The organism is Pseudomonas sp. NY8896, assembly GCF_039634505.1.
The window spans coordinates 6,692,028-6,712,168 of the sequence record NZ_CP132350.1 but is presented as its reverse complement, the minus strand read 5'-3'; the positions used below and the strand labels follow the sequence as shown (position 1 = coordinate 6,712,168).

The 20,141-nt window shown below is 64.3% G+C and carries 20 protein-coding genes and 1 other RNA gene; 12 read left to right on the top strand and 9 right to left on the bottom strand.

Translation table 11 applies throughout. The features are described from left to right. Window positions 1-37 precede the first annotated feature (37 nt). From ubiD to Q9451_RS30370, 3 genes are all read left to right on the top strand, one after another. Window positions 38-1,504, top strand: a complete 1,467-nt coding sequence (gene ubiD, locus Q9451_RS30380) for a 4-hydroxy-3-polyprenylbenzoate decarboxylase (RefSeq protein ID WP_012274767.1) — start codon at window positions 38-40, stop codon at window positions 1,502-1,504. Next, window positions 1,504-2,472: a CDP-6-deoxy-delta-3,4-glucoseen reductase gene (locus tag Q9451_RS30375; protein WP_012274766.1), complete on the top strand. Its 969-nt coding sequence runs from the start codon at window positions 1,504-1,506 to the stop codon at window positions 2,470-2,472. The genes ubiD and Q9451_RS30375 overlap by 1 nt, the downstream gene beginning before the upstream one ends. A gap of 246 nt (window positions 2,473-2,718) precedes the next feature. Next, complete coding sequence (locus Q9451_RS30370) at window positions 2,719-3,369, top strand: gamma-glutamylcyclotransferase (protein WP_012274765.1); 651 nt, start codon at window positions 2,719-2,721, stop codon at window positions 3,367-3,369. Window positions 3,370-3,422: 53 nt separating this feature from the next. Here Q9451_RS30370 and Q9451_RS30365 read toward each other — a convergent pair whose 3' ends face one another. Beyond that, window positions 3,423-4,400 carry an NADPH:quinone oxidoreductase family protein gene (locus tag Q9451_RS30365; protein ID WP_012274764.1) on the bottom strand — a complete coding sequence of 326 codons (978 nt, stop codon included), beginning with the start codon at window positions 4,398-4,400 and terminating at the stop codon, window positions 3,423-3,425. Between the two features lie 157 nt (window positions 4,401-4,557). Between Q9451_RS30365 and Q9451_RS30360 the strand changes: the two genes are divergently transcribed. Continuing rightward, window positions 4,558-4,962 carry a flagellar basal body-associated protein FliL gene (locus Q9451_RS30360; protein ID WP_012274763.1) on the top strand — a complete coding sequence of 135 codons (405 nt, stop codon included), beginning with the start codon at window positions 4,558-4,560 and terminating at the stop codon, window positions 4,960-4,962. Window positions 4,963-5,055: 93 nt separating this feature from the next. On the opposite strand, the gene Q9451_RS30355 is transcribed toward Q9451_RS30360, so the two are convergent. The 4 genes from Q9451_RS30355 to Q9451_RS30340 all read right to left on the bottom strand — a co-directional run bounded on the left by Q9451_RS30355 (window position 5,056) and on the right by Q9451_RS30340 (window position 10,391). Further along, complete coding sequence (locus Q9451_RS30355) at window positions 5,056-6,168, bottom strand: ABC transporter permease (protein WP_012274762.1); 1,113 nt, start codon at window positions 6,166-6,168, stop codon at window positions 5,056-5,058. Window position 6,169: 1 nt separating this feature from the next. Beyond that, window positions 6,170-8,890 (bottom strand): ribosome-associated ATPase/putative transporter RbbA, encoded by a 2,721-nt coding sequence (gene rbbA / locus Q9451_RS30350; RefSeq protein ID WP_012274761.1) that lies wholly within the window; start codon window positions 8,888-8,890, stop codon window positions 6,170-6,172. After that, window positions 8,887-9,846 carry an HlyD family efflux transporter periplasmic adaptor subunit gene (locus Q9451_RS30345; RefSeq protein WP_012274760.1) on the bottom strand — a complete coding sequence of 320 codons (960 nt, stop codon included), beginning with the start codon at window positions 9,844-9,846 and terminating at the stop codon, window positions 8,887-8,889. The genes rbbA and Q9451_RS30345 overlap by 4 nt, the downstream gene beginning before the upstream one ends. 83 nt (window positions 9,847-9,929) lie before the next feature. Then, window positions 9,930-10,391 carry an EVE domain-containing protein gene (locus Q9451_RS30340; RefSeq protein ID WP_012274759.1) on the bottom strand — a complete coding sequence of 154 codons (462 nt, stop codon included), beginning with the start codon at window positions 10,389-10,391 and terminating at the stop codon, window positions 9,930-9,932. Between the two features lie 179 nt (window positions 10,392-10,570). Here Q9451_RS30340 and Q9451_RS30335 point away from each other — a divergent pair, with 179 nt between their 5' ends. Continuing rightward, complete coding sequence (locus Q9451_RS30335) at window positions 10,571-10,723, top strand: hypothetical protein (protein WP_012274758.1); 153 nt, start codon at window positions 10,571-10,573, stop codon at window positions 10,721-10,723. A gap of 18 nt (window positions 10,724-10,741) precedes the next feature. Here the strand turns inward: Q9451_RS30335 and Q9451_RS30330 are convergent, their stop codons facing one another. From Q9451_RS30330 to Q9451_RS30315, 4 genes are all read right to left on the bottom strand, one after another. Further along, entirely contained in the window at window positions 10,742-11,350 is a 609-nt protein-coding gene (locus Q9451_RS30330) for a 5-formyltetrahydrofolate cyclo-ligase (RefSeq protein ID WP_060493202.1), read from the bottom strand. 85 nt (window positions 11,351-11,435) lie between these two features. Beyond that, a non-coding RNA gene (gene ssrS, locus Q9451_RS30325) (6S RNA) lies at window positions 11,436-11,615 on the bottom strand. A gap of 17 nt (window positions 11,616-11,632) precedes the next feature. Then, a complete protein-coding gene (locus Q9451_RS30320) occupies window positions 11,633-11,953 on the bottom strand; it encodes a cell division protein ZapA (RefSeq protein ID WP_010955726.1) in 321 nt (106 codons plus the stop codon). Next, on the bottom strand, window positions 11,950-12,132 hold the full coding sequence (locus Q9451_RS30315; protein ID WP_041166806.1) for a TIGR02449 family protein: 183 nt from the start codon (window positions 12,130-12,132) through the stop codon (window positions 11,950-11,952). The genes Q9451_RS30320 and Q9451_RS30315 overlap by 4 nt, the downstream gene beginning before the upstream one ends. A gap of 181 nt (window positions 12,133-12,313) precedes the next feature. Between Q9451_RS30315 and Q9451_RS30310 the strand changes: the two genes are divergently transcribed. The 7 genes from Q9451_RS30310 to Q9451_RS30280 all read left to right on the top strand — a co-directional run bounded on the left by Q9451_RS30310 (window position 12,314) and on the right by Q9451_RS30280 (window position 20,129). Further along, window positions 12,314-12,868: a YecA family protein gene (locus Q9451_RS30310; RefSeq protein ID WP_012274755.1), complete on the top strand. Its 555-nt coding sequence runs from the start codon at window positions 12,314-12,316 to the stop codon at window positions 12,866-12,868. Between the two features lie 21 nt (window positions 12,869-12,889). Beyond that, entirely contained in the window at window positions 12,890-14,224 is a 1,335-nt protein-coding gene (pepP, locus tag Q9451_RS30305) for a Xaa-Pro aminopeptidase (RefSeq protein ID WP_012274754.1), read from the top strand. Continuing rightward, window positions 14,221-15,420, top strand: coding sequence for a 2-octaprenyl-6-methoxyphenyl hydroxylase (gene ubiH / locus Q9451_RS30300; RefSeq protein ID WP_012274753.1), 1,200 nt, complete (start codon window positions 14,221-14,223; stop codon window positions 15,418-15,420). Before pepP ends, ubiH begins: the two co-directional genes overlap by 4 nt. After that, window positions 15,417-15,899 (top strand): DUF4442 domain-containing protein, encoded by a 483-nt coding sequence (locus Q9451_RS30295; protein ID WP_012274752.1) that lies wholly within the window; start codon window positions 15,417-15,419, stop codon window positions 15,897-15,899. The genes ubiH and Q9451_RS30295 overlap by 4 nt, the downstream gene beginning before the upstream one ends. Before the next feature lie 9 nt (window positions 15,900-15,908). Continuing rightward, window positions 15,909-17,126: a 2-octaprenyl-3-methyl-6-methoxy-1,4-benzoquinol hydroxylase gene (locus Q9451_RS30290; protein WP_171577245.1), complete on the top strand. Its 1,218-nt coding sequence runs from the start codon at window positions 15,909-15,911 to the stop codon at window positions 17,124-17,126. Between the two features lie 218 nt (window positions 17,127-17,344). Beyond that, the gene (locus tag Q9451_RS30285) at window positions 17,345-18,346 is read left to right on the top strand and encodes an extracellular solute-binding protein (protein WP_012274750.1); all 1,002 of its coding nucleotides are present in this window, start codon (window positions 17,345-17,347) and stop codon (window positions 18,344-18,346) included. A 160-nt stretch (window positions 18,347-18,506) separates the two neighbouring features. After that, window positions 18,507-20,129 carry an iron ABC transporter permease gene (locus tag Q9451_RS30280; RefSeq protein WP_012274749.1) on the top strand — a complete coding sequence of 541 codons (1,623 nt, stop codon included), beginning with the start codon at window positions 18,507-18,509 and terminating at the stop codon, window positions 20,127-20,129. Window positions 20,130-20,141 lie beyond the last annotated feature (12 nt).

Below are 20,141 nucleotides of genomic sequence, written 5' to 3'. Positions count from 1 at the left end.
GCACCCCCGACCGATACGGCCAACACGAGGCTCCTGCATGCAGTATCGCGACTTGCGCGACTTCATCCGTGGCCTGGAACAGCGCGGCGAGCTCAAGCGCATCCAGGTTCCGATCTCCCCCGTCCTGGAAATGACCGAGGTCTGCGACCGCACCCTGCGTGCCAAAGGCCCGGCGTTGCTGTTCGAAAAGCCCACCGGTTTCGACATCCCGGTGCTGGGCAACCTGTTCGGCACCCCGGAGCGGGTGGCCATGGGCATGGGCGCCGAGTCGGTCGATGAGCTGCGGGAAATCGGCAAGCTGCTGGCCTTCCTCAAGGAGCCCGAGCCGCCCAAGGGCCTGAAGGACGCCTGGTCGAAGCTGCCGATCTTCAAGAAGGTCGTGTCGATGGCGCCGAAAGTGGTCAAGGACGCGGTGTGCCAGGAAGTGGTGGTCGAGGGTGACGATGTCGACCTCGGCGCTCTGCCGATTCAGCACTGCTGGCCAGGCGACGTGGCGCCGCTGATCACCTGGGGCCTTACCGTGACCCGTGGCCCGAACAAGGACCGCCAGAACCTGGGCATCTACCGCCAGCAGGTGATCGGCCGCAACAAGGTCATCATGCGCTGGCTGAGCCACCGTGGCGGTGCCTTGGATTACCGTGAGTGGTGCGAGAAGAACCCCGGCCAGCCGTTCCCGGTCGCCGTGGCCCTGGGCGCTGACCCGGCGACCATCCTCGGTGCCGTGACCCCGGTGCCGGACACCCTCTCCGAGTACGCCTTTGCCGGCCTGCTGCGCGGCAATCGCACCGAGCTGGTCAAGTGCCGCGGCAGCAACCTGCAGGTACCGGCCACCGCCGAAATCATTCTGGAAGGCGTGATCCACCCAGGCGAAATGGCCCCGGAAGGCCCCTATGGCGACCACACCGGCTACTACAACGAAGTGGACAGCTTCCCGGTGTTCACTGTCGAGCGCATCACCCACCGGCACAAACCGATCTACCACAGCACCTACACCGGTCGGCCGCCAGATGAGCCGGCGATTCTCGGTGTGGCACTGAACGAAGTGTTCGTGCCGATCCTGCAAAAGCAGTTCCCGGAAATCACCGATTTCTACCTGCCGCCGGAAGGCTGCTCGTACCGCATGGCGGTGGTGACCATGAAAAAGCAGTATCCGGGCCATGCCAAGCGCGTAATGCTGGGTGTGTGGTCGTTCCTGCGACAGTTCATGTACACCAAGTTCGTTATTGTCACCGATGACGATATCAACGCCCGCGACTGGAACGATGTGATCTGGGCCATTACCACGCGCATGGACCCCAAGCGTGATACGGTGATGATCGACAACACGCCGATCGACTACCTGGACTTCGCGTCGCCGGTATCGGGCCTGGGGTCGAAGATGGGCCTGGACGCCACGCACAAGTGGCCGGGCGAGACTACACGCGAATGGGGACGGGTTATCGTCAAGGACGAAGCCGTCACCCGCCGTATCGATGAGCTGTGGGATCAGTTGGGAATAGATTGATGCAGGTAACGTTGCAGCCGTCCGGGGCGGTGCTGGCGCTCGAACCCGGGGAACGGATCCTGGATGGAGCGCGGCGGCTGGGCTATGACTGCCCGAACAGCTGCCGCAATGGCAATTGCCATGTCTGCGCCGCGTTATTGGTCGAAGGCCGGGTACGCCAGGAAGGCGAAGTCCGCGACCATGGCGAGTTGTTCACCTGCATTGCCGAACCGCTGGAGGATTGCGTGTTGCTCTGGGATGGTGTGCTCGCCTTGGGCGAGCTGCCGGTGCGCAAGCTGGCGTGCAGCGTCAGCGAATGCGTCGACGTTGGTGGCGACGTCTGGCGGGTGCGTTTGCGCGCGCCGGCCGGCAAGCCACCGCGCTACCACGCCGGGCAGTACCTGATGATCGAGCGTGAGGGTGGCAAGCAGGCCGCTTTTTCGCTGGCCTCCGCCCCCCACGCCGGGCGTGAGCTGGAGCTGCACGTGCTGGCGCGAGAGCCCAGCGCACAGCAACTGATCGAGCAACTCAAGCGTGACGGTCTGGCACGTATCGAAATGCCGTTTGGCGACACCCACCTGGCCGAGTTGCCCGACGGGCCGTTGGTGCTGATTGCCGCCGGTACCGGCATGGGCCAGATGCACAGCCTGCTCGAGCATTGCCGAGCCAATGGCTTCAAGCACCCGGTACACCTGTACTGGGGCGTGCGCCGGCCCGAAGACTTCTATCAGATCGAGCACTGGGACGAATGGCAGCGCCTGCCTAACCTGTTCCTGCACCAGGTGGTCAGCGACCTGTGCGGCTGGGAAGGCCGTTGCGGCATGTTGCATGAAGCGGTTTGCGAAGACATTGACGACCTCAACAGCGTGCATGTGTATGCCAGCGGTTCGCCGAACATGATCTACGCCACCCTCGACGCCCTGGTCGAGGCCGGTATGGATGCGCACCGCATGCGTGCCGATGTGTTTGCCTACGCGCCACGTGGTTAATAACCAAAGTTTGCAAGTATGGGTATAAGGCGGTAATTGTTACCGCCTTGGCCATTAACTTTCACAGTGGCTGAAACAGTATTTCCCAGTCGTCGGAACCGCGCATGAAACACTGACGCGAGGGCTTGAGTATTCCTGCAATTCTGGCCTATGGTTACTGCAAGCGCCCCGGGTAAAGCGGCCTGGGGCTGCAGCGTAATCGAATTTCGCTACATCCGTAGTTCACAGGGATAATGGCGGCAGCTTATGTCGGCACTTGAAAGTATGTCCTGGGAAGTTTCATATCCTCCGGCACTCGACTTCGGTCAGCAACATACTCACGATCAGTTGTTCAACTCCATGAAGACGACCATGTCTCGGCATCAGGGCGGGCCTGTGTGGCTGTTCGCTTATGGTTCGTTGATTTGGCGCCCCGAGTGCAATTCGGTGGAACGTCAGCGCGCGCGGGTGCATGGTTATCACCGGGGCTTGTACCTGTGGTCGCACGAACACCGTGGCACCCCGGAAACCCCTGGGCTGGTGTTTGGCCTGGACCGTGGTGGCTCCTGCAGCGGCTTTGCCTATCGGCTGGATGAAAGCAGCCTGGATGACTCGCTGATGGCCCTATGGCAACGGGAGATGCCGTACCCGGCCTACCGGCCGCACTGGCTTAGCTGCCGGTTGGGCGATGGCAGCAAGGTGCAGGCATTGGGCTTTGTGCTGGAGCGGCATTTACCCTGTTATGCGGGGAATCTGCCGGATACCTTGCTCAGCCAGATTCTGGCCAGTGCCAAGGGGCGTTATGGCACCACGCGCGACTATGTGGAGCAGACGTTGAATGCCTTGCGCAGCCACCAGATGCCCGATCGCAACCTGGAGGCGCGGTTCCGGCGTTGCCATAACCTGCGCGAAGTGTGAACAACCTCTACCGGCCTCTTCGCGGGTTTTTCTGCGAAGAGGCCTGAACTGCCTTACTTGGCCAACACCACCAACTTACCCACAGCCTGGCGCTGCCCCAGCTTCTCGATGGCGGCCCCAGCCTCGGCCAGTGGATAAGTCTGCGACACCAATGGCTTCAACTTGCCCTCGGCATGCCAGGCAAACAGCTGCTTGAAGTTGGCTGCATTATCCTGCGGCTGGCGCTGGGCAAACGCGCCCCAGAACACCCCCAGCACCGCCGCACCCTTGAGCAGTACCAGGTTGGCCGCCAGCTGGGGAATGCTGCCGCTGGCAAAACCCACCACCAGCAGCCGGCCATTCCAGGCCAACCCGCGTACCGCTTGCTCGAATAGCTCGCCACCGACCGGGTCGTAGATCACGTCGACCCCCTGGCCGCCGGTCAGGCGCTTGATTTCTTCGCGCAGGCTGGCCTGGCTGTAGTCGATCAGCTCATCCGCCCCGGCCGCTTTGGCCACGGCCAGTTTCTCGGCACTGCTGGCTGCCGCGATCACTCGCGCGCCCATGGCCTTGCCGATTTCCACCGCCGCCAGCCCGACCCCACCGGAAGCGCCCAGCACCAGCAAGGTCTCGCCTGCTTGTAACTGACCGCGCTGACGCAGGGCGTGCATCGAGGTGCCGTAGGTCATGCCGAACGCCGCAGCGGTGGTGAAGTCCATGCTCGCCGGGATCGGCAGCACGTTGTAGAAAGGCACCGCCACCTGCTCGGCGAACGCACCCCAGCCGGTCAGCGCCATGACCCGGTCGCCCACCTTGAACGTGCCAGCCTTTTCCCCGACTGCAGCCACCACCCCCGCCGCTTCGCCGCCAGGGGAGAACGGTAGTGGAGGTTGGAACTGGTACTTGCCTTCGATGATCAGCGTGTCGGGGAAGTTGACCCCGGCAGCCTGCACGTCCAGCAGGATCTCGTTTTTCTTCGGCTGCGGGCTGGCCACGTCTTCCAGTACCAGATCGCGCGCCGGACCCAGGGTTTTGCACAACACGGCTTTCATCGGGGCTATTCCTTTGCGGGTAATGGCCGATAAGTGTAGGAGGGCCGCTTGCCGGGTCAACGAGCATGGCCTGCCCTGATGGGCCGGCATAAGCCCGGGCTTGGGTTTGAGCGGTGTGCTGGGTAAGCTGGCGCCAACTGTATTGAGGAGCGAATTCGTGAAAGCGTTGATCTTGATGGTGCTGGCGTTGCTGCTGCCGGCTGCGGCCATGGCCGAAGAAGCCAAGGAAGGGGCGCCCAAGGTCGCCTACATCAGCCTGAGCCCGCCCTTTGTCGGCAACTATGCCCTCGACGGCGGCCCGCGGCTGCGGGTGTACAAGGCCGACGTGGCCCTGCGCGTGACCGGCGACGAAGCAGCCAAGGCGGTGCAGCACCACGAGCCATTGATCCGTAATCAGCTGGTGGCACTGTTCACCCAGCAGACGGTGGACAGCATGAGCAACGTCGAGGCCAAGGAGCACCTTCGCCAAGAAGCGCTGAAACAAGTGCAGCAGGTGCTGGAAGCGGAAGAGGGCAAGCCGATTGTTGAAGACTTGCTGTTCAACAACCTGATCGTGCAGTGATCAACTGTGGGAGCGGGCGAGCCCGCGAACACCGGCGAAGCCGGTGCCATTCACCGCGCTGCCTGCTTCGCGGGCTCGCCCGCTCCCACAGGGTCAGGACGCCAGGCTGCGACGGAACCGCGAAAGCGCCACGCTGAAAAATACCAGGCCGATCAGCGCCAGTGCCAGGATATCCGGCCACACCACCGCCCACCCGGCATCGCGGAACAGGATCGCGGCCCCCAGGCTGACGAAATGCGTCGACGGCGACCCCTGCATCACCCACTGCAGCCACTGCGGCATGCTGTCCAGCGGTGTGCTGCCGCCGGACAGCAACAGCATCGGGATGATCACCGGGATCGCCAGCAGGCCGAACTGCGGCGTCGAGCGTGCCAGGGTGGCGAGGAAGATACCCAGCGCCGTACTGGCGAACAGGTACAGCGCGGTCACGGCCAGGAACAACCCCATCGAGCCGGACAACGGCACGCCCAGCGCGCCTTTCACTACCACCACCAACGAAATCCAGGTGCATATCACCACCACCAGGGCGTTGCTGCCGATCTTGGCCAGCATGATCTCCAGCGCGGTCAGTGGCAGCACCAGCAGGTGGTCGAGGGTGCCGTGCTCACGCTCGCGCAGCAGCGCGGTGCCGGTGAGGATGATTGCCAGGATGGTGATGTTGTTGACGATCTGGATCACCGCCAGGAACCAACCGCCCTCCAGGTTGGGGTTGAACAGCGCCTTGGGGTTGATCAGCACCGGGCTTTGCACGTTGCCCCGCTGGCTGTAGTCGAGCAGCTCGCGCTCGAAGATGCGGCCGATGTAGCCGGCGCCCATGAACGCCTGGCTCATGGCCGTGGCATCGACGTTTATCTGCAGCTCCGGCGAGCGCCCGGCCAGCAGGTCACTCTGGAAATTCACCGGTACGTTGATCACGAAGGTGTACTGGCCGCTGTCCATGGCCTGGTCCAGGTGTTGCGCGGTCAGCGGAACGGCAGGTTGAAACTCCGGTGGTTGCAGGGCTTCACTGAGCTTGCGCGAGAGCAGGCTGTGGTCTTCGTCCACCACCGCGACGCTGGCGTTGTGCACACCGATCACCGAGCCGGCGGCCGGCATGTAGATCGCCACGCTGAAGGCATACAGCAGGAACAGCAGCAGTACGCTGTCATGACGCAGGCTGGTCAGTTCTTTCAGGCCTAGGCGCAGGGTGTGGTTCAGGCGCGACATGTCAGGCCTCCTGCTTCTTCAGCATGGCCAGGCTCAGGCCGGTGAATGCGGCAAAGAAGCCCAACAGGATCAGGCACTGCGGCCACAGCTCGCGCAGGCCCAGCGCCTTGGTGAAGGTGCCGACCGCGATGTCGAGGAAGTAGCCCGCCGGGAACAGCTGGCCCATCACCGCCGCCGCGCCGTCCAGCGACGAGCGTGGCACGATCAGCCCGGAAAACTGGATGGTCGGCAGGCTGGTAATGATCATGGTGCCGAGAATGGCGGCGATCTGGGTGCGGGTGAATGCTGAAATCAGCAGGCCCAGGCTGGTGGTGGCCAGCAGGTAGGCCACGCCACCACAGGCCAGGGCCAGCACACTGCCCTTGAGCGGCACGGCGAACAGCCAGCGGTTCATCGCCACCAGCAGCGCCAGGTTGACCAGGCTTACCGCCAGGTAGGGCATCTGCTTGCCCAGCAGGAACTCCAGGCGGGTGAGGGGTGTGGCGTAGAAGTTGGTGATGGAGCCCAGCTCCTTCTCGCGAACGATGCCCAGTGCAGTGAGCATGGCCGGTATGAAGGCCAGGATCAGCGCCATCACGCCCGGGCCGATGGCATTCACGCTGACCACGTCCTGGTTGTAGCGAAAACGCGTTTCCAGGCGCACCAGGTCCTGGCGCGGCTGCGGCTGTGGGCTGGCCTTGGCCAGTTGCTCCAGGTTGGCCTGGTGCACGGCTTCCACGTAGTTGCGGCTGGTTTCGGCGCGGAACGGCATGCCGCCGTCGAGCCAGGCGGCCACCACCGGTTGACGCCCGGCGTACAGGTCGCGGCCAAAACCGGGCGGAATCTCCAGTGCCAGTTTGATTTCCGAGCGCTGCAGCCGCTGATGCAGTTCGCGGCTGTCGCGGATCGGCGCCTGTTCGGCGAAATAGCGTGAGCCTCGGAAGGCTTCGAGGTAGGCGCGGCTTTGCGGGCTTTGATCCTGGTCGTGCACGGCGAAGGCAAGGTTTTCTACATCCAGTGAAATGCCGTAGCCGAAAATCACCATCATGAACAGTGCACCCAGCAAGGCGAAGGCCAGGCGTACCTTGTCGCGCAGCAGTTCCTTGCCTTCTCGGCTGGCCACCGCCAGCAGGCGGCGCAGGCTGAAGCCTTGGCGCAGTGGTGGGGCAGGCGAAGCTGCTTGCTCCAGTACGGTGTTATCCGTGGTTTGCGGCGCGAGCTCCTGGGCTTGTTCCAGGCACCGCACGAAAGCGTCCTCCAGGGTTTCGCCCTGGTACTGGCGCTGCAAGGCCTCCGGCGTGTCGCAGGCCAGTACCCGCCCGGCGTGCATCAGCGAAATACGGTCGCAGCGCTGGGCTTCGTTCATGAAGTGGGTGGAGAGGAAAATGGTCACGCCTTGCTCGCGGGACAGCTCTACCAGCAGGCGCCAGAAGTCGTCGCGGGCGGCCGGGTCGACGCCGGAAGTCGGTTCGTCGAGGATCAGCACTTCAGGGCGATGCAACACCGCCACGGCCAGCGACAGGCGCTGGCGCAGGCCAAGGGGCAGTGCGCCAGACGGTTGGTCGGCGATGGCGGCGAGGTCGAAGCGATTTATCAGCTCATCGATGCGCTGGGCGCTCTGGGCTTTGGGCAAGTCGAACAGGCGGGCATGGAGGGCCAGGTTCTGCCGGGTGCTGAGCTCGCCATACAGCGAGAAGCTCTGTGACATGAAGCCGACCCGCTTGCGCGTGGCCAGGTCACTGGCATCCACCGGGCGCCCCAGCAGGCTGGCGCTGCCCTCGCTGGCAGGCATCAGGCCGGTGAGCACTTTCATGGTGGTGGTCTTGCCGCAGCCGTTGGAGCCGAGGAAGCCGAAGATCTCCCCACGGCCAATGGCGAAACTGACCTTGTTCACCGCTGTGAAGTCGCCAAAGCGCAGGGTCAGGTCGTGCGCCTCGATGGCGACCGGGCCATCCGTGGCCTGGCGCGGTGGAATGCTCAGGGGTTGATGCTGCGCCTTGCCCGCGCCCTGGTAGTGGGTGAAGGCGTCGTCCAGTTTGCCACTGGGGGTGACTGCGGCCAGTTCGTGGCTGGCGCCTGCGGCCAGCAGGCGGCCGCCATCGAGCATCAGGCAATGCTCGAACTGTTCGGCTTCTTCCATGTAGGCGGTGGCCACCAGCAGGGTCAGTTGCGGGCGCTGCGCGCGAACCTGTTCGACCAGTTCCCAGAAACGCCGCCGCGACAGCGGGTCGACGCCGGTGGTCGGCTCGTCGAGGATCAGCAGGTCTGGTTCGTGGATCAGCGCGCAGCACAAGCCCAGCTTCTGCTTCATGCCGCCCGACAGCTTGCCGGCCGGGCGCTCGGCAAAGCGCTGCAGGTCGGTGGCCTGCAGCAAGTTGGCCATGCGCTGCTCGCATTCGCGGCGGCCCAGGCCGAACAGCGTGGCGAAAAAGCGGATGTTCTCGCTGATCGACAGCTCTGGGTACAGGTTGTTGCCTAGTCCCTGCGGCATGAATGCCACTTTCGGGTACAGCGCTGCGCGATGGCGCCGTTGGCGGATCGAGCCGCCCAGAACCTGCAGTTCACCCTGCTGCAGGCGTTTGACGCCGGCGATCAACCCCAGCAGAGTGGACTTGCCGGCGCCATCTGGGCCAATCAGCGCGCAGCGGGTGCCCGCAGGCAGGCTGAAACCCAGGGTATGCAGGGCCGTCAGGTCGCCGTAGCGGTGGCTGATGCCATCGGCCAGCAGTGCCGGGGCGTTCATTGCAGGTTGGCCGGCCAGTCCACCTCGGCCGTGCGCACATAGCCGGCGCCTGGCATGCCAGGTTTAGCCTGTGGCACGACACCTGGGTCGGTCAGGCGGAGTTTGACCCTGAACACCAGCTTTTGCCGCTCGTCGCGGGTCTCCACCTGTTTGGGCGTGAACTGGGCCTTGGCTGCGACAAAAGCCACTTTGGCCGGCAGGGCGCGTTCGGGCAGGGCGTCGAGCACGATGCGCGCCTGGTCGCCCACGGTCAGCTGGCCGCTGGTGGAGGCCGGCAGGTACAGGTTCATGTACTGGTCGCTGGGGTCGATCAGCATCAGCACTCGGCCGCCGGCACCCAGCACCTCACCGGGTTCGGCCAGGCGCAGCTGGATGATGCCGTCGATGGGCGCTCGCAGGCTGCTGTCGTCGATTTCACTGGTGAGCTGGGCCACCTGGGCTTCGGCGGCGCCGATGGCGGCCTTGATCGCTGCAAGCTGGGCGCGGGCGGCGACTACCGCTGCGTTGGCCGTGTCGAAGCGCGCCTGCTGTTGATCGAGCAACTGTTGGCTGGCGTACTTGCGCTGGAAGATCTCGCGCACGCGCTTGAGCTCCTGGCTGGCCAGCAGCAGTTCGCTCTGGCGCAGTTGCACGCTGGCCTGGGCGGCGGCGTAGTTCTCCCGGGCGCGCAGCACTTCGGCTTCGGCCTGGCTGCGTTGGGCTTCCATGGTGCGGGTGTCGATACGCGCCAGCAGTTGGCCGCGGGTGACCTTGTCACCTTCGTCGACCAGCACTTCGGCCAGGCGGCCTGGGATTTTGCTGGCGATTTGTACTTCGGTGGCTTCAAGGCGGCCGTTGCCCATGCTCAGGCCTTCGGGCAACTGGTCGTGGAGCGACTTCCAGTACCCCAGCCCGCCAGCTGCGGCGAGCAGGGCGATTAGCGCGGTGGCGAAAATTCTGGGGGCGTATCGGTTCATCGTTCTGCATCCTTGCGGTCATGCACAGCACATCATGGCCTGCGGCCACGGGTGGCGTGTTGATATCGGTCAAACCCTTGACCTTAGCTACACATTTGGCGCAACGCGACAATCACCGCCCATTGTTCGGGCGTTACCGGCATTACCGACAGGCGGCTGCCTTTTTGCACCAGTGGCAACTCGGCCAGGCCGGCCTGCTGTTTCAGCCAGCCCAGTTCCAGCACCCGTGGCAGGGTTTGCACATGGGCTACATCCACCGCGCTCCACGGGTTTTTGTCGGCGGTGGCCTTGGCATCGTAATAGTGGCTTTGCGGGTCCAGCGCGGTCGGGTCCGGATAGGCCGCGCGGGTAATTCTGGCAATGCCGGCGATGCCCGGCTGCGGGCAACTGGAGTGATAGAAGAAAAACTCGTCACCCTCGCTCATGGCCCGCAGAAAATTACGCGCCTGATAGTTGCGCACGCCGTCCCAGCGCGCTTCGCCCAGGCGGCCGAGGGCTTCGATGGAAAGTTCGTCGGGCTCGGATTTCATCAGCCAGTAGGCCATGGATGCTGCTCCTGAAAAGGTTTGAAATAACCTGTTGCACGAAACCGACAGCCGGTTGGCGTCAAGGTTTGCGTGTGGACGCAGGTTGTCGGAAAATGCGCCCCGTTTAAAGCGCTATGCGCCGGCGGTGCCCAGAAAACCGCCGAGCACTGAACAGTTTGCCTGGGGGGCAATCTTCGATGAATCAACGTAAAAAGCCGGATCTGCTGTGGATCCTGGTGTTCATTTTTGGCCTGGGTGTGGTCACGACCGGTTATGCGCAAGGGTTCTGGGAGCGCAAGCTGGACAACGCCTATCAGATGCCGGTCGACGCCGGCCAGCCGCAACGTTGATGCCCCCGCTGGTGCCGCTCAACGCGGCGCCAGGTACCAGCCACGGTCCGAGACCGTGCCCTGCAGCGGTACATCCCAGCTGGCCTGCGCCAGCCGCTCGACCTTCTGGCATTCATGCGCCAGCCCCAACAGCAACGGTTTTTTCCAGGTCTGCCGACGCGCCTGGTAGGCCAGGCTGCGATCATAAAAGCCACCGCCCATGCCCAGGCGCCCGCCCACTTCATCAAAACCGACCAGCGGCAGCAGGATCAGGTCCAGCGCCCAGATCGGCCGTTGGCGTTTGCGGTCAGTGACCGGCTCGGGAATACGGAAGCGGTTGGGCTTGAGCTTTTCACCCTGCTCGAAGCGCTGGAACACCATGCGCGTGCGCGGCCAGGCGTGCAACACCGGCAGGTAGGTGCGCTTGCCGCGACGCTGGGCTTCGCGCAGCAGTAGGCAGGGGTCGATTTCGCTGTCGTTGGGCAGGTACAAGGCAATGTGGCGTGCGCGGCGGAACAAGGGGTGTTGCGCCAGCTGGCGGTACAGGCCGAGGGTGGCCTGGCGTTGCTGGGCAGGGGTAAGGGCGCGGCGGGCATTGCGAAGCAGACGACGGAGCTGGGGACGGGTGAGCGGCGCAGTGTCGGTCATGGCACGAGCTATCCCAGGTGTGCTGGCCAACCTCTGGGCGGTCGGCCAAAACGAATTGCCCGCCGGGGGGCGGGCAAGAGAATTCAGGCTCCCCGATAAGACCGCTATCGGTGTAGCCCTTGAACCCGAAAGTTCAAGGTGGAGATTGCAGGGGGCGTTAAGGCTTTCCGTCGGGCGGACATGCACACCGGCCCCAGCGTGCAACCCCCGTGGTTGTGCGTATCGGCTCAGGGACATAACCGACTGGCGCATCCCCCAGGGAGTGGCGCCAGTATACCAATCTCAGCCGATTTTGGTATCCGTGTCGTCGGACAAAGCCTTGTCTACCCGATCCAGCAGGTCGCGCACCTGTTCGCGGTTGGTGCCGGTGACCGGCGCGTCGTTGCGATCTTCCTGGCGGTGCAGCATTTCGTGGGTAATGTTCAACGCCGCCATTACCGCGATGCGGTCGGCACCGATCACCTTGCCGCTGCTGCGGATCTCGCGCATCTTGCCGTCCAGGTAGCGCGCGGCGCTGACCAGGTTGTTGCGCTCTTCCGGCGGGCAGATGATCGAGTACTCCTTGTCGAGGATCTGCACGGTGACGCTATTGCTTGAACTCATGAGTCTTGCTCCAGAGCCTTGAGGCGTAAAATCATCGACTCGACTTTGCGCTTGGCGATCTCGTTTTTTTCGATGAGGTGGGCGCGCTCTTCGCGCCAGGATTTTTCCTGCGCTAATAGGAGTGCATTTTGCCGTTTTAGTTGCTCGACGCGTTCGATCAGCAACTCGAATCGGCTCATCAGTGCCTGCAGGTCGTTCTCTTGCGTGGGTTGCACTCGATTCGCTCCGTCGTTGAGTCACCTGGCGATGATGCCTCTCCCTGGGCGGCAACGGCCAGTGCCGATGGTCTTGGCGCGCCTGCCGGTGCTAGGATACAAGGTCTCCATTCTAGTCATTGCGCCGTCTGGCGCCTAGCTGCCCATGCCCAATACTCAATCGCCCTACATCGCCTTCGCCATGCTGCTTTCCAGTAATGGCCACCCTGTCACCCCTGCCGAACTGCACGGCCTGCTGATCGGCCGCAGCTGTGCCGGCGCCGGCTTCGATGCCGATGCCTGGCTGGCCGATGCCGCCCAACTGCTGGAAACCGAGCCGGGTGACACCGTGCGCAACGCCCTGATCGGCCTGCAGGAAATGGTCAAGGGCGAGCTGAACAGCGACGACATGGCCATCGTCCTGCTGCTGCCTTCCGACGACGCTGCCCTGAGCGACCGCGCCACCGCGCTGGGCCAGTGGTGCCAAGGCTTCATTACCGGTTTCGGCCTGAATGCCGGTGGCAAGGACCTGTCCGACGAGGCCAAGGATGTGCTGCAGGACCTGGTGGCCATTTCCCAGGTACAAGAAGCCCTCGAAGAGTCCGAAGACGGCGAGAGCGACTACATGGAAGTCATGGAGTACCTGCGCGTGGCACCTCTGTTGCTGTTCTCCGAGCTGGCCAAGCCGGCCGCACCCGCGCCCAAGCCATCGCTGCACTGATCAACCGGGGGAAGTCTGCCCATGAGCCACATACCCAAGGCCGAGTATGCCCGTCGGCGCAAGGCGCTGATGGCGCAGATGGTCCCCAACAGCATCGCCATTCTGCCCGCCGCTGCGGTTGCCATCCGCAACCGTGATGTCGAGCACGTGTACCGCCAGGACAGCGACTTCCAGTACCTCAGCGGCTTCCCGGAGCCCGAAGCGGTGATTGCGCTGATACCGGGGCGCGAGCATGGCGAATATGTACTGTTCTGCCGTGAACGCAACCCCGAGCGCGAGCTGTGGGACGGCCTGCGGGCCGGCCAGGAAGGCGCGGTGGGCGATTTCGGCGCCGACGATGCCTTCCCCATTACCGACATCGATGAGATCTTGCCGGGCCTGATCGAAGGCCGTGAGCGGGTCTACAGCGCCATGGGCAGCAACCCCGAATTCGACCGCCGGCTGATGGACTGGATCAACGTGATCCGCTCCAAGGCACGCCTGGGCGCCCAGCCACCGAACGAGTTCGTTGCGCTGGATCATCTGCTGCACGACATGCGCCTGTATAAATCGGCGGCGGAAGTGAAGGTGATGCGCGCGGCCGCAGACATTTCGGCGCGGGCCCATGTGCGGGCCATGCAGGCCTGCCGGGCCGGGCTGCACGAATACAGCCTGGAAGCCGAGCTGGACTACGAATTCCGCAAGGGCGGGGCGAAGATGCCGGCCTACGGCTCAATCGTCGCGGCCGGGCGCAATGGCTGCATCCTGCACTATCAGCAGAACGACGCGCCGCTCAAGGATGGCGACCTGGTATTGATTGACGCTGGCTGCGAAATCGACTGCTACGCCAGTGACATCACTCGCACCTTCCCGGTCAGCGGGCGTTTTTCGCCCGAACAGAAGGCCATCTACGAGCTGGTGCTCAAGGCCCAGGCGGCGGCGTTCGCCGAAATCGCCCCCGGCAAGCACTGGAACCACGCCCATGAGGCGACCGTACGGGTGATCACCGCTGGCCTGGTGGAGCTGGGCTTGCTGGAAGGGGATGTGCAGGCGCTGATCGACAGCGAGGCCTATCGCGCCTTCTACATGCACCGCGCCGGGCACTGGTTGGGCATGGATGTGCACGACGTGGGCGACTACAAGGTGGGCGGCGAATGGCGGGTGCTGGAACCCGGCATGGCGCTGACCGTGGAGCCGGGGATCTACATTGGCGCCGACAATCAGGCCGTGGCCAAGAAGTGGCGCGGCATTGGGGTAAGGATCGAGGACGACGTGGTGGTGACCAGGCAAGGTTGTGAAATCCTGACTTCGGGCGTGCCGCGCACGGTTGCCGAGATCGAGGCGCTGATGCAGGCCGCCCGCAAGGACGCGGCATGAACCGGGTAAACCTGGCGATCATCGGTGGTGGCCTGGTGGGTGCAAGCCTGGCCTTGGCGCTGCAGGCAGGGGCCAAGGCGCGTGGCTGGAAGATCCTGCTGATCGAGCCGTTCGCCCCCGGCGACAGCTTTCAGCCCAGCTACGATGCGCGCTCGTCGGCGTTGTCATTCGGCACCCAGCAGATCTATCAACAACTTGGCCTGTGGCAAGCCATCGGCCGCCGCGCCGAGCCGATCCGGCAGATTCACGTATCCGACCGTGGCCGCTTTGGCGCCACCCGCCTGGATGCCCTGGAAGAGGGAGTCCCGGCGCTGGGTTACGTGGTGGAGAACGCCTGGCTCGGGCAGTGCCTGTGGCAAGGGCTGGACAGCGAGGTGGTGAGCTGGCGCTGCCCGGCGGAAGTGACCGCGATGCAGGCCATCGAAGGCGGTTACCGCCTGCGGCTCAACGATGACACCCAACTGGAATGCGACCTGGCGGTACTGGCCGACGGTGGCCGCTCCGGCCTGCGCGAGCAGCTGGGTATCCATGTGCGCCACACGCCTTACCAGCAGAGTGCGTTGATCGCCAACATCACCCCGGGTGAAGCCCACGGTGGCCAGGCTTTCGAGCGCTTCACCGAAGAGGGCCCCATGGCCCTGCTGCCGCTGCCGGAAAACCGCTGCGCATTGGTGTGGACCCGTCAGGGCATGGATGCACGGCGTCTGGCTGACATCGACGAGCGCAGCTTCCTGCGCGAGCTGCAGGGAGTGTTCGGCTATCGCCTGGGCGCGCTGCGCCAGGTGGGCGCACGGCACCTCTACCCGCTGTCGTTGATCGAGGCCCAGGAGCAGGTACGGCCGCACCTGGTGGTGCTGGGCAATGCAGCGCACAGCCTGCACCCCATCGCCGGCCAAGGCTTCAACCTGTCGCTGCGTGACGTGCAGTCGCTGGCCGAAGCGTTGCTGGCCGGCCCGCAGCAGCCTGGCGACCTGACCACGCTGCAGGCTTATCACCAGCGCCAGCGCCTGGACCAGGCCATGACCATTGGCTTCTCCGACCAGGTCACCCGCCTGTTCGGCAGCAACCAGCCGCTGCTGGCCGCCGGGCGCAACCTTGGCCTGCTCGGGCTCGACCTGTTGCCACCGGCAAAAAGCTGGTTCGCCCGCCAGGCCATGGGCCTGGGCACCCGCCCTGATTCGCGGGGCCAGGCATGAGCAACCCGCGTAAACTGGCACGACGGGCGCGCATGCTGCGCTGGCTGCTGAACCTTTACCCACCGTACCTGGGCGCCGGTATCCGTGTGCAGCACATCAGCCCGGACCTGCGCAGCGTCAAGGTGGCGATGAAACTGACGCGCTGGAACCGCAATTACGTCGGTACCCAGTTCGGTGGCAGCCTGTATGCCATGGTCGACCCGTTCTACATGCTGTTGTTGATCGAGCAGCTGGGGCGCGACTACATCGTCTGGGACAAGGCCGCCAGCATCGATTTCATCTCGCCGGGCAAAGGCCCGGTGTATGCCGAATTCCACGTCGATGATGCGCTGCTGGCCGACATCCGCCAGCAGACCGCCACCGGCAAGAAGTGCCTGCCGCGTTTGCAGGTCGATATCCGCGATGGTGCCGGCGAGCTGGTGGCGCGGGTCGATAAAACCCTATACGTGCGGCTCAAGCCGCAAGCGAGGCAGGCGTAAGGCATGGAAATGCGCGCAGATCTGTTGATTGTCGGTGCCGGTATGGTCGGCAGCGCCCTGGCCCTGGCGTTGCGCCACAGTGGCCTGCAAATCCTGTTGGTCGATGGTGGCCCGCTGACGGTCAAACCCTTCGACGCCCAGGCCCCGTTCGAGCCGCGTGTCAGCGCGCTGTCGGCGGCCAGCCAGCGCATCCTCGAGCGCCTTGGCGCCTGGGAAGGCATTGCCCAGCGGCGTGCCACGCCGTACACCGACATGCAGGTGTGGGATGGCAGTGGAACCGGGCAGATTCACTTCTCGGCGGCCAGCGTGCATGCCCAGGTGCTCGGCCATATCGTCGAGAACCGGGTGGTGCAGGATGGCCTGCTGGAGCGCCTGCATGACAGCGACATCGGCCTGCTGGCCAATGCGCGGCTGGAGCAATTGCGCCGCTCTGGCGATGAGTGGCTGCTGACCCTGGCCGATGGCCGGCAACTGCGTGCTCCGCTGGTGATCGCCGCCGACGGCGCCAATTCGGCGGTGCGGCGCCTGGCTGGCTGCGAAACCCGCGAGTGGGATTATCTACACCATGCCATCGTCACCAGTGTGCGCTGCAGTGCCGGGCACCAGGGTACGGCCTGGCAGCGCTTCACCGATGAGGGGCCGTTGGCTTTCCTGCCGTTGGTCCGCGATGGCCAGCAGGATTGGTGCTCGATTGTGTGGTCGACTACCCCGGAACATGCCGAGCAGTTGATGGCGCTGGATGAAGCGGCCTTCCTGCAGGCCCTGGAACGTGCCTTCGAGGGGCGCCTGGGCCATGTGCTGCAGGCCGACCCTCGGGTGTGCGTGCCGCTGCGCCAGCGTCACGCCAAGCGCTATGTGGATGAGGGCCTGGCCTTGATCGGCGACGCTGCGCACACCATCCACCCATTGGCGGGGCAGGGTGTGAACCTGGGCTTCCTGGATGCCGCGGTGCTGGCCGAGGTGCTGGTCAATGCTTGCGAGCGTGGCGAGCGGTTGGCGGATGTGAAGGTGTTGAGCCGTTACGAGCGGCGGCGCATGCCGCACAACCTGGCGTTGATGGCGGCCATGGAAGGGTTCGAACGGTTGTTCCAGGCTGATCCGCTGCCGTTGCGCTGGTTGCGAAATAGTGGGTTGAAACTGGTGGAGAAGATGCCGGAGGCCAAGGCGGTGTTTGTGCGCCAGGCGCTGGGTTTGAGTGGGGACCTGCCGGATTTGGCCAAGGCTTGAGATTGCTGGGGCCGCTTTGCGGCCCATCGCGACACAAGGCCGCTCCTACAGGGATATCACAAGGCCAGAGGTCACTCGGGCCCTGTAGGAGCGGCCTTGCGTCGCGATGGGCTGCGCAGCAGCCCCCTCTGCAACATCCGGTAACGGCTAGGTAGATGAGCCAGAAAATGGGATTCACTACCATTTGCACCTCTCAAACGATCCGAGGAGTGCTTCACATGTTGCCACGCAAGCCCCTACTGGCCGCTCTGGCCCTGACCCTGTTCGGCGGCACCGCCCAAGCAGCGGACGAAGTGGTGGTGTACTCCTCGCGCATCGACGAGCTGATCAAGCCGGTGTTCGATGCGTATACCGCCAAGACCGGGGTCAAGATCAAGTTCATCACCGACAAGGAAGCCCCGCTGATGCAGCGCATCAAGGCCGAGGGCGACAACGGCGTGGCCGACCTGCTGCTGACCGTCGATGCCGGCAACCTGTGGCAGGCCGAGCAGATGGGCATTCTGCAGCCAATCAAGTCCGACATCATCGACCAGAACATTCCGCCGCAGTACCGCGCCTCGTCCCATGACTGGACCGGCCTGAGCCTGCGCGCTCGCACCATCATCTACTCCACCGAGCGGGTCAAACCCGAGGAGTTGAGCACCTACGAAGCCCTGGCTGACAAGCAGTGGGAAGGCCGCCTGTGCCTGCGCACCGCGAAGAAAGTGTACAACCAGTCGCTGACCGCCACCCTGATCGAAACCCACGGTGAGGCGAAGACCGAGCAAGTCGTCAAAGGCTGGGTCAACAACCTGTCCACCGATGTGTTCTCCGACGACAACGCGGTGATCCAGGCCATCGAGGCCGGCCAGTGTGACGTGGGTGTGGTCAACACCTACTACTACGGCCGCCTGCACAAGCAGAACCCGAACCTGCCGGTGAAGATCTTCTGGCCCAACCAGGGTGATCGTGGGGTGCACGTGAACCTGTCGGGTATTGGCCTGACCAAGCATGCACCGCACCCGGAAGCCGCGAAAAAGCTGGTGGAATGGATGACGGGTGAAGAAGCGCAGAAGCTGTTCGCCGACATCAACCAGGAGTTCCCGGCCAACCCGAAGGTCAAGCCTTCGGATGAAGTGGCGGCATGGGGCAGCTTCAAGGCTGACAGCATTCCGGTGGAAATTGCCGGCAAGCGCCAGGCTGAAGCCATTCGCTTGATGGATCGCGCTGGCTACAACTAAGCGTCAGGCTTTATCCTTCCGAGGCCTTTCAGGGCTTCTTCGCGGGTGAACCCGTTCCCACAGGTACAGCGCAAGTCTTGATGATGGCGCGGTCCCTGTGGGAGCGGGTTCACCCGCGAACGACCGCGCAGCGGTCGCCATCGCACTCGAGATTTCAGCCTTGCCCCACATCCCCCAACGCCGCTGGTACCTCCCGGTCTCCACGATCGCCGCCCTGGTGCTGCTGCCCCTGAGCGTGCTGCTGCTGTCCTGGCAATCGATTGATCTGCAGATCTGGTCGCACCTGCTCGACACCCAGATGACTCGCCTGCTCGGCAATACCCTGACGCTGGTGGTGGGTGTAGGCATCGGCGTCACCGTGCTGGGCGTCAGCCTCGCCTGGCTCACCAGCCTCTGCGAGTTCCCCGGTCGGCGCTGGCTGGACTGGGCGCTGATGCTGCCGTTCGCCATCCCGGCCTATGTACTGGCGTTCGTCTTCGTCGGCCTGCTGGACTTCGCCGGGCCGGTGCAAAGCGCCCTGCGTGAAGTGTTCGGGCCAATGCGCCTGCCTCGGGTGCGTTCCACCGGCGGGGTGATCATCGTTTTGGTGCTGGTGTTCTACCCCTATGTCTACTTGCTGGCACGCACGGCGTTCCTGGCCCAAGGCAAGGGCCTGATGGAGGCGGCGCGGGTGCTCGGGCTGTCGCCCCTGCAGGCATTCTGGCGTGTGGCCCTGCCCATGGCGCGACCGGCGATCGGCGCCGGCATCGCGTTGGCACTGATGGAAACCCTGGCCGATTTCGGTGCGGTGGCGGTGTTCAACTTCGACACCTTCACCACCGCCATCTACAAGACCTGGTACGGCTTCTTCAGCTTGTCCAGCGCAGCCCAACTGGCCAGCCTGCTGCTGTTGGCCGTCATGCTGGTGCTGTACGGCGAGCGCCGCGCGCGCGGTGCTAGCCGCAGTGGCAACGAACGGCCGCGCGCGCAGGCGCTGTATCACCTGCGTGGGGTCAAGGCGTTGCTGGCAAGTGGTTGGTGCCTGCTGGTGTTCGCCTGCGCTTTTGTCATCCCACTGCTGCAACTGTTGGTGTGGTTCTGGCAGCGCGGTCGGCATGACCTGGACGAGCGTTATGTCGGCCTGGTGCTGCACACCCTGTACCTGGGCGGCATGGCGGCGCTGGTCACGGTATGCGTGGCACTGCTGCTGGCCTTTGCCCGGCGCCAGGCGCCGACCGGCGGTATTCGCGCCGGGGTTGGCCTGGCCAACCTGGGGTATGCCTTGCCCGGTTCGGTGTTGGCGGTGTCGATCATGCTGGCCTTCAGTTACCTCGACAACCACCTGGTCATCCCGCTGTCCAGCTGGCTGGGCGGGGCCGGCAAGCCGCTGCTGCTAGGCAGCCTTTCGGCGTTGCTGCTGGCCTACCTGGTGCGCTTCATCGCAGTGGCTTACGGGCCACTGGAGAGCAGCCTGGAACGCATTCGCCCGTCACTGCCCGAAGCCTCTCGAAGCCTCGGTGTCGGTGGCGCAAGATTGTTTTTCAAGGTGTATCTGCCGCTGCTGGTACCCGGTGCCCTAAGCGCGGCATTGTTGGTGTTCGTCGACGTGCTCAAGGAAATGCCGGCCACCTTGCTGATGCGACCGTTCGGCTGGGACACCCTCGCCGTGCGGGTATTCGAGATGACCAGCGAGGGCGAGTGGGCGCGTGCCTCGCTGCCAGCATTGACGCTGGTGCTGGTGGGCCTGTTGCCGGTCATCGGCCTGATCCGCCGCTCGGCACGTCGACCCGGTCACAGTCACTGAGGGTGCCAGCTG